Origin of the sequence: Acinetobacter piscicola (genome assembly GCF_002233755.1) — a bacterium.
Lineage (GTDB): Bacteria > Pseudomonadota > Gammaproteobacteria > Pseudomonadales > Moraxellaceae > Acinetobacter > Acinetobacter piscicola.
Window position 1 is genome coordinate 185,839 of the sequence record NZ_NIFO01000005.1, and the last position, 12,193, is coordinate 198,031.

The 12,193-nt window shown below is 35.3% G+C and carries 11 protein-coding genes and 3 tRNA genes; 8 read left to right on the plus strand and 6 right to left on the minus strand.

All coding sequences use genetic code 11. The features are described 5' to 3' along the window. Positions 1 to 145: 145 nt before the first annotated feature. The gene (locus tag CDA10_RS10635; RefSeq protein ID WP_089605577.1) at positions 146 to 1,225 is read right to left on the minus strand and encodes an AraC family transcriptional regulator; all 1,080 of its coding nucleotides are present in this window, start codon (positions 1,223 to 1,225) and stop codon (positions 146 to 148) included. A 203-nt stretch (positions 1,226 to 1,428) separates the two neighbouring features. Between CDA10_RS10635 and CDA10_RS10640 the strand changes: the two genes are divergently transcribed. The 7 genes from CDA10_RS10640 to CDA10_RS10670 all read left to right on the plus strand — a co-directional run bounded on the left by CDA10_RS10640 (position 1,429) and on the right by CDA10_RS10670 (position 7,779). Continuing rightward, positions 1,429 to 2,319 carry a 3-hydroxyacyl-CoA dehydrogenase gene (locus CDA10_RS10640; protein WP_089605578.1) on the plus strand — a complete coding sequence of 297 codons (891 nt, stop codon included), beginning with the start codon at positions 1,429 to 1,431 and terminating at the stop codon, positions 2,317 to 2,319. Between the two features lie 499 nt (positions 2,320 to 2,818). Next, a complete protein-coding gene (locus tag CDA10_RS10645) occupies positions 2,819 to 3,691 on the plus strand; it encodes a MetQ/NlpA family ABC transporter substrate-binding protein (RefSeq protein ID WP_089605579.1) in 873 nt (290 codons plus the stop codon). Between the two features lie 73 nt (positions 3,692 to 3,764). Further along, positions 3,765 to 4,790, plus strand: coding sequence for a methionine ABC transporter ATP-binding protein (locus CDA10_RS10650; RefSeq protein ID WP_089605580.1), 1,026 nt, complete (start codon positions 3,765 to 3,767; stop codon positions 4,788 to 4,790). Next, positions 4,787 to 5,482, plus strand: a complete 696-nt coding sequence (locus tag CDA10_RS10655; protein ID WP_089605581.1) for a methionine ABC transporter permease — start codon at positions 4,787 to 4,789, stop codon at positions 5,480 to 5,482. The genes CDA10_RS10650 and CDA10_RS10655 overlap by 4 nt, the downstream gene beginning before the upstream one ends. Before the next feature lie 156 nt (positions 5,483 to 5,638). Next, positions 5,639 to 6,256 (plus strand): hypothetical protein, encoded by a 618-nt coding sequence (locus CDA10_RS10660; protein ID WP_089605620.1) that lies wholly within the window; start codon positions 5,639 to 5,641, stop codon positions 6,254 to 6,256. Between the two features lie 119 nt (positions 6,257 to 6,375). Then, positions 6,376 to 7,107, plus strand: a complete 732-nt coding sequence (gene gloB, locus CDA10_RS10665) for a hydroxyacylglutathione hydrolase (protein WP_089605582.1) — start codon at positions 6,376 to 6,378, stop codon at positions 7,105 to 7,107. 468 nt (positions 7,108 to 7,575) lie between these two features. Continuing rightward, positions 7,576 to 7,779 carry a hypothetical protein gene (locus CDA10_RS10670; RefSeq protein WP_089605583.1) on the plus strand — a complete coding sequence of 68 codons (204 nt, stop codon included), beginning with the start codon at positions 7,576 to 7,578 and terminating at the stop codon, positions 7,777 to 7,779. A 344-nt stretch (positions 7,780 to 8,123) separates the two neighbouring features. Here the strand turns inward: CDA10_RS10670 and CDA10_RS10675 are convergent. From CDA10_RS10675 to CDA10_RS10695, 5 genes are all read right to left on the minus strand, one after another. Then, positions 8,124 to 8,208 (minus strand) — tRNA-Leu (locus CDA10_RS10675). Positions 8,209 to 8,246: 38 nt separating this feature from the next. Further along, positions 8,247 to 8,320: transfer RNA gene (locus CDA10_RS10680), tRNA-Trp, on the minus strand. 41 nt (positions 8,321 to 8,361) lie between these two features. After that, a tRNA-Leu gene (locus CDA10_RS10685) sits at positions 8,362 to 8,446 on the minus strand. A 108-nt stretch (positions 8,447 to 8,554) separates the two neighbouring features. Continuing rightward, positions 8,555 to 9,388 carry a protein kinase domain-containing protein gene (locus tag CDA10_RS10690; RefSeq protein WP_089605584.1) on the minus strand — a complete coding sequence of 278 codons (834 nt, stop codon included), beginning with the start codon at positions 9,386 to 9,388 and terminating at the stop codon, positions 8,555 to 8,557. After that, positions 9,388 to 10,899 (minus strand): DUF3336 domain-containing protein, encoded by a 1,512-nt coding sequence (locus tag CDA10_RS10695; RefSeq protein WP_089605585.1) that lies wholly within the window; start codon positions 10,897 to 10,899, stop codon positions 9,388 to 9,390. Before CDA10_RS10695 ends, CDA10_RS10690 begins: the two co-directional genes overlap by 1 nt. A gap of 226 nt (positions 10,900 to 11,125) precedes the next feature. Here CDA10_RS10695 and CDA10_RS10700 point away from each other — a divergent pair, with 226 nt between their 5' ends. Next, positions 11,126 to 11,998, plus strand: coding sequence for an ATP-binding protein (locus CDA10_RS10700; protein WP_089605586.1), 873 nt, complete (start codon positions 11,126 to 11,128; stop codon positions 11,996 to 11,998). The last annotated feature ends 195 nt before the right edge of the window (positions 11,999 to 12,193 follow it).

The window sequence follows — 12,193 nt, forward strand, 5'->3', positions numbered from 1 at the left end:
CACGAGTGTTCCCCTCTTTTGTAAAGAGGGGTTAGGGGAGATTTATTAATCAGTAATAATAAAATTACGCTTAACTGACTGACATTAGCTAAATGCAATTTTTCATAACACATTATTTTATATGAAAAATAAAAAAAATTGCCTGTTAATTTCCGACTTTTCGTAATTGTCTAGGTGTCATTCCAAACCAATTTTGGCATGCACGACTTAAAGCAGATTGCTCAGAGAAACCAAGTACTGAGGCAATTTGACTCATCGATGCATGTGAATCTGCTAAATATTGTAAAAGTAACTGTTGTCGCAGTTTATCTTTAATAAGCTCAAAACTGGTTCCTTCTTCATGTAGTTTGCGCTGTAAACTTCTCGGATGCATGGCAAGCATATATGCAATATCAGTTTTATTGGCTTTGGGTGTAGATAAATGAATACGGATCGCATGACGAACACGATCACTGATTGATCCTTGATGACTGCGAAAGTTCCGCTCAAGATAGCTCTCTACAATTTCACGCAAGCCATGATCTGTATTACCCAGTGGTATATCGAATATTTTTTTATGTAAATACAAAGCAGCATGCTGTTGATCTGCAATCACTTCTGCTTGAAAAAATCGCTTATAGACACTCAAAGAAGCAATAGGACTATGCGGCAAAGTGACTTTAAGTAGTTGATAATGATCACCACTGAGGTAACGCATCACCCGATGGCAAACTGCAAGCCCAAGATCCATCGATTGCCGTTTACTTAGAATATGAGTTGCGTCATTCAATTGAATATCAAAAATAATTTCAACAATATCATGCTCATGTTCAAATAAATCTGTTGTCACATATTCATTTAAATAAAGTCGTGGTGCTGAAGCATGTAAAAATAATAAATCCGAACTGTATTTAAGGACGTCTCGAAGCGTTGATGCACTTTGTAAAATCATCCCCAGCACACCCAAGATGGTAATATCTTGATAACGCGATATTCGCAGACCCAGATCTGCACATTGAGATTGCCGCGCACTTTCTTCTAAAAGCTGAATCAACGCATAATGTGAAATCCACGCATTATCATCCTGCAATTGAGCAAGCTGAATACCATACTTTTCCAACAAAGGCATTGGGTCAATGCCCAACTGTTGCATCACTTCGACATAACCACGCAAGCCAGAACTATGCACCATATCCTCATGGGCATTTGCCGTCCGTGTAAAACCCATTAAATTTGAGCGATCCATTCGAACAATCCTTGTCTCAATGCGTCAAAAAATAGGCTCATTTTGTCAAGTTAGCATAAAAATTCAAAGACACAATAGTACTAATGAACATTTTAACCACTCATTGATTTCGCACCTTCAATTAACCAATTGATGTGCCATATGAAGAGGGTTCAAGGATACGAATGCTTCATTTTCATTAAGGATAATACAAGGGAAATATAATGAATTTTAAAAATGTAACCGTTGCAGGCAGTGGTGTATTGGGTTATCAAATCGCGTTTCAAACTGCTTTTCACGGCTTTAAAGTTACGGTTTACGATATCAACGATGATGTGCTTAATAAAGCAAAAGTAAAATTTTTTGAATTGGCTGAATGCTATAAACATGATTTAAATGCAAGCCAAGAGCAATTAGACAATGCATTTAACAATTTAAGTTATCAGTCTAATCTTGCAGAAGCAGTCAAAGATGCAGACTTACTCATCGAAGCTGTACCTGAAGACCCAAGTATTAAACAAGACTTCTATCAAAAACTCAGCCAAGTTGCTCCCGAAAAAACCATATTTGCAACCAACACCTCGACTTTATTACCGAGTCAATTTGCAGAATTTACAGGAAGACCCGAAAAATTCTTAGCACTGCATTTTGCCAATATGATTTGGGTCAATAATATGGCTGAAATTATGGGACATGCATCTACAGACCGTGAAGTCTTTGACGATCTAGTAGAATTTGCCAAGGCGATTAATATGTTGCCATTGCCTATTTACAAAGAACAACCGGGACATATTCTCAACTCAATGCTTGTGCCCTACTGTATTTCTGCATTAGAACTTTGGGTAAAAGAAGTTTCAGACCCTGAAACCATTGATAAAACATGGATGAAATCGTTCGGTTCACCAAAAGGCCCATTTGCGATTTTAGATATCATTGGCATTAACACTGTCTACAATGTTGCCAAATTGAATATTGATACTAGCCCACTTATGGCTCGTATCGCAGAAAGACTACAAACTGAATTTATTGATCAAGGACATTTAGGTATGCCTACTGGAAAAGGGTTTTATAGTTACCCAAATCCAGCCTATGAATCGGACACTTTCTTACAGTAAGTTTGTATTAAAAATATTGTAAAAGTATTGTTTATCGTATAGTTGCACATAAAATGCTTCGCTGATTAAGTAAAGTGAATTAAGCCTTCAAGTCATTGAAGGCTTTTTATATGCAAAAACAAGATAATTAATCCGAAAAAACTTATATATTAAGAATAAGTATAAAAATAAACCACATAGCTCAATCAATTATATCAAAGCATTTGTTTTATTTATTAATTTAATAAAATCATGCATTTTCATTTGAATGTTTTACGATACAAGGCAAAAAAGCGACACTATGTATAATATAAATTTATTGATATGATAAACAAATCTTTAGCGTACATTTTAAGAAATCAACTTTAAAATGCGACACTAATCAACAAATTAAAGAAGGCAATATTCACAGATAAACACAACAAAAATCTATGAATATGGTTTTCGATATAATGCTAGAAATTCAATTAAATCAATTGAGAATACAAAGAAATTTGTACTTCTTCATTAGGACGAATACATGAAAAAGCTGTTTGGTGTTTTATTCAGTGCATCTGTGCTTACTCTTGCTGCATGTGGTAAACAAGAAGCACCTAAAAATGATGTTGCTCAAGCTGATGCAGGGAAAGAACAAACTGTCGTAATGGCATCTACTGGTTCAGATGCAGATATTTGGCGTTATATTGCAACATTACCTGAAACAAAGCAGGCAGGTATCAAATTAGAAGTTAAAAACTTCACTGACTATGTTGCAATGAATACTGCTGTTGCAAACAAAGAAGTCGACATCAACGCTTTCCAATCTTATGCATATCTTGTTGCGTTCAACGACTCAAACAAAGATAAAATTGCTGCTGTTTCTACAACTTACTTAGAGCCTATGGGTATTTACTCAAGCAAAGTTAAAAAAATTGAAGACTTCGCTCAAGGCGCAACAATTGCTATTCCAAATGATGGTGCAAATGAATCACGTGCATTGTTACTTTTACAATCGGCTGGCTTAGTAAAATTAAAAGATGGCTTTGACCTTGTAAAAGGTACACCTGCTGATATTACTGAAAATACTAAAAAAATCGTGATCAAACCAATTCAAATGGCGACTGCTGTACGAGCTAAAGATGAAGTTGATGCAATTGTATTGGGTAATACACTGGCAATGGAAGGTGGTTTAAACGTACTGAAAGACTCTATTTACTACGAACCAACGGATCAAAGCACGAAAATGAATGTGAATGTTCTTGCCGTTGCAGAATCTCGTAAAGATGATCCTATTTTGAAAAAAGTGGGTGAGCTATATCACGTTCCTGCTGTAGGTAAATACGTTCAAGAACACTTCGGTGGAACTAAAGTCGATGTAAATAAACCTGTAAGCTATCTTACAGAATCAAAATAGTCTTATAATGGCTTAAACGAAACAGGCAAAGTTACTTTGCCTGTTTTTTCATTTTTGTATAGTTTCTGACGATATGATTGAATTTAAAAACATTTCAAAACACTATGAGCTAAAAGGTCAAACCATACATGCTCTGGACCAAATTAATTTGGAAATTCCAGCAGGCAGTATTTTCGGAATTATCGGCTATAGTGGTGCAGGAAAAAGTACCCTAATCCGCTTGATTAATTTGCTTGAACGCCCAAATCAGGGGCAAATCATTATTAATCAAACAGATTTTACGGCACTGGATTCGCGAGCATTACGTCAAGAACGCGCAAATATCGGCATGATTTTTCAACATTTTAATTTACTGCAAACTAAAACTGTTGCTGAAAATATTGAAATGCCTTTGAAATTGCTTGGTGTAAATAAAGCTAAGCGTGAAAATCGTTTAAATGAATTACTTGAGTTTATTGATTTAAAACATAAAAAAGATGCCTATCCTGATGAGCTTTCAGGTGGTCAGAAGCAACGTGTCGGAATTGCACGAGCTTTGGCAAATCACCCTAAAATTTTACTTTGCGATGAAGCCACTTCTGCACTAGATCCGCAAACCACCAAATCTGTTTTAGCATTGCTTAAAAAGATCAATAAAGAGCAAGGTATTACCATTGTCATGGTTACACATGAAATGGATGTGATTGAAAGTATTTGTGATTACGTTGCAGTGATGGAACAAGGTAAAGTGATTGAAACGGGTTCTACACTGGAACTATTTAGTCAACCACAACACCCAACGACTCAAAATTTTATTCAAACCGTGTTGCAGCAACAATTACCGATTAATATTCTCAATAACCTTGAAAATCAAAATCATAAAAGTATTTATAGCCTACAATTCCTTGGTACTTCTGCACAAGAAACGGTAGTACAAGCAGCGATTAAACAATTTGATATTAGTTTAAATATTTTATTTGCCAATATGACTGAAATTAATGGTTCCGTCATTGGGCAAATGTTTATTCAATTACTAGGTGATCCAAAAATCATCCAACAAGCAATTGAATTTTTTGAACAAAATGGCGTTAAAGTTTCACAATCAGGAGTAACTGTATGAGAGATTTAATCGTACAATGGCTCACTCAAATCACTGCACCCTTTTGGCATAGCTCATTATCAATTGATCAATTCGTTACAGCACTTCAAGAAACCTTTCACATGGTTTTCTTTGCAATGCTATTTGGTACGATTTGGGGCTTTATACAAGCGATTATCCTGTTAGTGACACGTCCACAAGGGATTATGCCAAATCGCGCGATTTATCATATTTTAAATCCAATTGTGAATGCTTTACGCTCACTACCGTTCATTATTCTTTTAATTGCAGTAATTCCATTAACTAAGCTCCTTGTGGGAACGTCAATTGGTACTTGGGCAGCGATCGTTCCTTTAACGATCTATGTAGGCCCTTATATCGGCCGTTTGATTGAAACCTCACTACTTGAAGTCAATGAAGGCATAATCGAGTCAGCACAAGCAATGGGCGCTTCTCCAAGCCAAATTATTTTTAAATTTATTATCCCTGAAGCACGTAGCTCTTTGATTTTAAATTTAACCACTGCAACCATTAGTTTAATCGGTGCAACTGCAATGGCTGGTGCAGTCGGTGCAGGTGGTATTGGTGACTTAGCTATTTCTTATGGTTATCAACGTTTTGACACTAGTGTTGTTATTTTAACCGTTATTGTTTTACTTATCTTGGTGCAACTTGTACAAAGTATCGGTGATTGGTTATCTAAATTGAGATAATTACTTTTCACTCTACTATTTAGTTTAGCATTTTCAATATACCCTCTTTTCAGAGGGTATTTTTATTACCACCGCATCACTGATTTAATAATCAAATCATTGAAAGATCTAAATATATTGGTTAATGTAAAATAAATTTTAAGATAAACCATGCAAATGAATAAGCTTACTCAAATAACCACAACGATCGCAGTCCTATTACCATCAATAAGTTCTGCACAAATCATCATGGACTACACAACCACAGTAAAAGTCAACGAGGTTGAGCTCGTTCAAAGCGTGGCTGCCAACCAACTTGAGAAACTTATTGCTAAACCTGCACAAAAAATAAAGAAAGAATACTCTGAATGCACAGCAAACTATGAATATTCCACATCATTTCCAAATGGAAAAACTTTGAAGTTTGAAATATTTTCAGAAGATAATCCGCAAATTAAATCAGAGAATTTCTATAAAACTAAATATAACTTTCAACAACTTGGCCTAACTCAAGGACGTGTCTGGCTCTCATGGAACAACACACAATCACTCACTGAAAAAGTACTCGTAAATGGCAAACACATCAATAATCAATACACATTCAATCAATTTAAAAAAGACTTTCCACTCAGTGCCAAAACAGGAAATTCAGTGTTAATGTTGAGTAATCTAGAAGTCAAAAGCTACCTTAAAAACCCGAATGACTACACTGCTGGCTATACAGCATATGTTCATTTTGAGTTTAAACATGGAAAATTAAGTCAGCTAGAAATTAATCAAGCCATAGCCTGCTAGCGAGAGAGCGTAATTTCTTAAATAGTCCAATTCAATGCAGATCAATACATAAATCCAAGATTTAATAGGATGATTCATTTAAAATATACATTAAATAAGATTAGAGACGGAAATCTGTCATGAGTTATAAAATTCACGTAATCGATGTAAAGAATCAGTTACAAAACTATATTTGGCTCATAGAAGAAACCAATAGTCATGATGTTGTTGTTATTGACCCTACACAAGCTGATTTGGTAGAAAATTACTGTACTGAACAGCAACTTCATTTAAAACAAATTTGGCTAACACATTGGCATAAAGATCATATTGGTGGCGTACCTAAACTCATTAACGATTATCAAATTCCTGTTTATGGCCCTCGTGGAGAATTGAGCCAAATCCCCTTCCTAACCCATCCATTACAACATGATGATCATTTCAAATTTCATGATTTAAACATTGAAATTATTGCAATTCCAGGTCATACCTTAGGGCATATTGCATATTTTATAGATGAAATAGACAGTGTTTTCTGTGGTGATACTTTATTTGCAATGGGTTGTGGACGTATGTTTGAAGGCACACCTGAGCAATTCTATCATTCACTAAATCGCTTAGCAGCTTTACCTCCAAGAACTAAAGTTTACTGTACGCACGAATACACGCTCTCAAATGCTCAATTTGCGCTACATATCGAACCAGAGAATAAAGCCATTCAACAACGCGCAGAAGAGGTTACACAACTTCGTGCACAAGGTGAAATTACACTACCCAGTACGATTGAATTAGAACTTGAAACCAATCCATTCTTAAGAGTTGAAAGTGCCGAAGAGTTTGCCCGTATTCGCGCATTAAAAGATAACTTTTAAGCCAAGCAATGAGTGAAAGCTTGTGTTGTATTTAATGCTTGAATTTGACTATAAATTTTGATGTTTTTATCAGCATCTTCATTTGGTACGTATTGCCCAGTATTTTTTAAGTTACTACGACCTTAATAAATAAATCACACATCACTGCTATGCCTTGATAAATTTATTTACATTTTCGAGGCATTATTTTTATCTAAGTCTATTTAAAGAATTTGTGACAAATCATTTAGCAAAATTGAGCCACCCTTTACCACCAAAAACCCTATCCAATTGATATTTTTAATATTTAAATAATAAATTCGCACTCAATAACCTTTTTTGAAGCATTTAATTGTTTTATATTTAAAATAGTGATTTTTACTTATGATCAAAAATTGATATAAAAAATAACTTTATGCAAATTGCCCCTTTAAAAGTTTAATGATCATCCCTATTAAATTTTATAGGAAGAAATTAAGGAGATCTTCAGTGAAAAAGGTTGTTAAAGCAAAGAATTTAATTGCATTTCGTATTTGGTTAGAAAAGTTAGGTTATTCAGTAAAAAATTTGGCTGATAATAAGGGATTTACTTTCAGCTTTAAAAAAGAATACGGTTTAGTCACATGTGATTTATCAGGTAACCCTTTGGCGGTTCAACTTGGTGAAGAATTTGAAGATCACTTAAAAGCATAGTGAGTTTTAAAAGTTTAGTGAATTTTATAAACTATATTTAAATGAAGCGTCTCTTTGAATCAAAGACCTGTGTTGTATTTTGCTTAGAATAAGCAAAGCTCAGGTCTATTATAATGAATAAAACATTACACTCTGATCTGTCTGCCGTTCCCAACAGCTCATCACGATATTGTTATTATTAAAACCGCTATTTGGCCCTTATGGCTTAAAGTGTCGCAAAAACTCAGCTTATGTCAAAATATCAGCCTTGATACATTAAATAAATCGATCATGTATAACTGAATAGCACATCACTTATTTTAGACAATAAAAAAGGTAAGATTTTCATCTTACCTTCTTAAATATGGTGGGGACGGAGAGACTCGAACTCTCACACCTTGCGGCGCTGGAACCTAAATCCAGTGCGTCTACCAATTTCGCCACGTCCCCGAATAAAAAAACCACATCAGTGGTATTTTTAAATAACTTGGCAGAGGATCAAGGATTCGAACCTTGACGAACGGTTTTGGAGACCGTCATGCTACCATTACACCAATCCTCTATCACATTTCATTCTGCTTTAATGCCACAAAATGAATTGCTTGGTGGGGACGGAGAGACTCGAACTCTCACACCTTGCGGCGCTGGAACCTAAATCCAGTGCGTCTACCAATTTCGCCACGTCCCCAATGGCTGTGTATATTATAGAGATCATTTCAGTATGACAAGTCCTTTTTTATAAAAAGATGTTCGTTTGTTTAAATAAAAAACAAAAATAAGCAACTCTGCCTTTTCATTAAACAATTCGGCTTAATACTTGTTTTAATTGATAAATATTTGAGCAACGTTGTGCTTTATTTTTCATTAACATACTCAATAATATTTCTTCTAGCATTTTAAACTGTACTGGGAGATCAATTTTTAAACGCTGACAATGCAACTTCGCCCAGTCCAAATAACTTTTTTGCTGAAATCGAATTTGAGTTAACCATTCTAGCCAAATCATCCCCAATGCATAGACATCACTGGCAAACGACTTGCTTTCAGCATGAAATAATTCTGGCGCCATATAGCGTGGAGTCGCTGTATTTGGCATACGACGAATCCATTCAATCTGTGAAGCTTGTTCAAAATCAATTAAAGCAGCTTGATCATTAGAATAACGGAAATGCGCTATTTTCAAATCACCATGTATATAACCATATTCATGTAAATTTTCTAAGACATCTAAGCTTAATTTTAAACGCTGAAAAATTTCAGCTCGTGATAATTGACTTATATTGTCAGAAAATAATAAAGCGGCATCTTCAACACACAATACTTGCTCAACAAAAGCATCATGTTCTTGAAAATATTGTGAAGTGTCCAATATTGAAAAGTTCAGCAACAGCTTTTTTTCAGGTGTTTCACTTAAACTAAGTTGCGTATAGCACTTAAGTTCATTTAAAAAGCTGTGTTCATATGCATAATAATCACATCGACCCGCTGTACTTTTTAATTGTAGCTTGAGCCAAAAACGTCGCCCCTGCTGCTCGATTAAATAAATACGACGACCCAAACTTTGGCTTTTAGGCGAGTTGGTCGCTGTCGTTAAATTAATCCATCCAGCGTCTAATCCAACAATTGCCATTAGACCTCTACGAGTTGCACCGAAGAACTTTCTGCTTTTTTCTCAAAGTTTAAAACTTCCAAGCAATGTTGAATGGTTTTACCAATCCGTGCATGTGTTTCAATACTTGAAATTTTCGGCCAAGTCGCCCGCTCACCTTCTCGCTGTAAAAGTTTAAACAAATGTGGGCGGGGGTTTTGCAACATATAACTATAATGACGCAAACTATACTGTCCGATAATATTAACATCACCATAATAACGTTGATCAACCACACCATAGCCATGATCGAGCAAACGGCGTACCGATGGGATCCGTCCCATGCGCCCACGAGCAAAATCCATAATTCCCATGGTTGCCAATTTGCCTTGTTGACGCACAATACGTTCAGGCCAACTCAATAAATCTTTGCGATAACGATCTTCATCATTTTGCATAAAAGGAACAATATGCGGATTTACTTGACTCGCAATGGTGTAATTTAAATTATATAAACGTGACATGCGTTCTTGAGGAAAGTCATTGCGCACACTACCATCCACCCAACGTGTATTGGCTAAATAAGGTGTATGTACTCCATCAAAACGTTTACTGGTCAACCGTACTGGTGGAAATAAGATCGGTACAGCACAAGAAGCAAGGACTGCACTCCATACCAATAAATCAGGTGAAGTGTATTTGTTCATAATCCGTGCGTCTTCTTGCGTGACATCATAAGGCGCAACCGTGACATTAATGTCTAGACCTGATTTCTCAAAAGCCTCTTCAAACGTCACATCCCCCAAATTTTCGATTAAGAATTTTTTGAGATATTTAACATCGGCAAAGCCACCATTTCCTTTAATGAGCTCTCTAAAACCACGGAAATGAAATGCTTCACTATAGAATTGATCACCTGAAAGCAAATTTGGAATTTGACTCGGTTCATTCACACCCAATAAAGCAGTCATGAATGCGCCTGCACTTGAGCCTGATAGTACATTAGGCATTAAATCCTGTTCCATCAATGCCTTACACACTCCACTATGGAATAGACCTAATGTTGCGCCACCTGAGAACATTAATGCAGGCTGACCATAGGCTTTTTCACAGTTTTTGAAGAAGTTTATTTTATTTTCAATGGTGAATAATTTGCAACTTTCTGAAGCAATAAACGTTAAGCTTTTATTTACCTCATCGATATAATCTTCAATGATTTTTTTAGTACCAAAATAGCTATGGGCAAACAACATCGGATGACCAATATTTGCAACATCATGACTAAAGCCTTCACGAAGAATATAAATTAAATCTTGTGTTCTATTTTGTTGACGATAACGACGGAGTAAATTTAAACGATAAGAAATAATTTCAGCATCAAAATAAGGTGAGCTGTTATCCAATTTCCACTCTTGCGCGCCTGTTTCTTCATCCAGTTTTAAGGCAATAGATTGCCACTCTTCATAGCTTTCAGCCTGTTCTAATCTTCTTTTAAGTTTTTTTATACGATAAGCCTGATGCGGATTTAAATCTTGAGTAAGTTCTAATAACATTTCAAATATTCCTTTGATTTTAATCCGATGGACTACACGAACATCTAACTGGACTCAATTCCATCTGTAAACTATGCTTAAAAATAAATAGATAATCAATCACCATAGCGCATTTAATCCCAGTAAAAAGATCAATGCTCTATATCTGAGGATAAATAGCTTAAAAATACTGTGCTAATATCCATAATTCAAAGTCGTTTATTTAAAACCTTGAATGGATGTGGCAATGGCAGCTTTCGATTTACCTGATAATATCATTGAAAAATTATCAGCTGTACTAGATCAGTTACAACAAGTTCTTCCAGAAACTAAACAAGACACTGATTTTTCAGCACCTGCATTTAGATGGCACGACAAGCAACTTAAAGCCATATATCAACCTACTGCAATGCATTTGGATGACCTTAAAGGGATCGAACGTCAAAAAGCAAAAATTCTGCAAAATACTGAACAATTCCTACACGGACTTCCTGCAAACGATATCCTGCTTACAGGTTCTCGTGGTACGGGAAAATCATCCATTGTCCGTTCTTTATTGACTGAATATAGTGCTCAAGGCTTACGTTTAATTGAAATTGAACGTGATGATTTGTCTGATCTTCCTGACATTCAAAAACTCATCAAAGATCGTTCTGAAAAATTCATCGTCTATTGTGATGATTTAGCATTTAACGCTGAAGATGAAAATTACCGCAGTCTGAAAAGTGTTTTGGATGGCTCATTACAATCGGGTGCGAGCAATTTTATTATCTATGCAACCAGTAATCGTCGTCATTTACTGCCTGAATTTATGCATGAAAATACACCAGTGACAAAAGTTGATGTTCCTCAATATAAAGAGCTACATCCTCAAGAAGCGATTGAAGAAAAAATCTCTTTATCCGACCGTTTTGGTCTATGGTTATCTTTTTATCCGATGGATCAAAATTTGTATTTAGAAATTGTTGAACATTATTTAAAGAAAGAAAATATGTCTTTTAATGAAGATGTTCGCGCTGAAGCATTACGGTGGTGCCAAGCACGTGGACAACGTTCAGGGCGTGCAGCTTATCAGTTTTCTAAACATTGGGTCGGCTCAGAGCGTTTAAAAGCGCTTTAATCTAAAGCTGATTTAATATTTGATTTCAAATCAAAGTGATGATTGGAAAATACTACGCCAATGATCACTTTGACTGAGTTTTAAAACCAAATGATTTGGTTTTTTTACATTCAATTAGAAAAAATCTCTTTAAAAATATTTTAATAACAATAAATTTCAATAAGTTAAAATAAGTCACTGCCAAATTAAAGAATC

Coding starts and splice junctions, on each gene's coding strand:
- CDA10_RS10650 (WP_089605580.1), top strand. CDS start 3,765: ATGATTGAATTTAAAAACATTTCAAAACACTATGAGCTAAAAGGTCAA.
- CDA10_RS10700 (WP_089605586.1), top strand. CDS start 11,126: ATGGCAGCTTTCGATTTACCTGATAATATCATTGAAAAATTATCAGCT.
- CDA10_RS10660 (WP_089605620.1), top strand. CDS start 5,639: ATGAATAAGCTTACTCAAATAACCACAACGATCGCAGTCCTATTACCA.
- gloB (WP_089605582.1), top strand. CDS start 6,376: ATGAGTTATAAAATTCACGTAATCGATGTAAAGAATCAGTTACAAAAC.
- CDA10_RS10690 (WP_089605584.1), bottom strand. CDS start 9,388: ATGGCAATTGTTGGATTAGACGCTGGATGGATTAATTTAACGACAGCG.
- CDA10_RS10655 (WP_089605581.1), top strand. CDS start 4,787: ATGAGAGATTTAATCGTACAATGGCTCACTCAAATCACTGCACCCTTT.
- CDA10_RS10635 (WP_089605577.1), bottom strand. CDS start 1,225: ATGGATCGCTCAAATTTAATGGGTTTTACACGGACGGCAAATGCCCAT.
- CDA10_RS10645 (WP_089605579.1), top strand. CDS start 2,819: ATGAAAAAGCTGTTTGGTGTTTTATTCAGTGCATCTGTGCTTACTCTT.
- CDA10_RS10640 (WP_089605578.1), top strand. CDS start 1,429: ATGAATTTTAAAAATGTAACCGTTGCAGGCAGTGGTGTATTGGGTTAT.
- CDA10_RS10695 (WP_089605585.1), bottom strand. CDS start 10,899: ATGTTATTAGAACTTACTCAAGATTTAAATCCGCATCAGGCTTATCGT.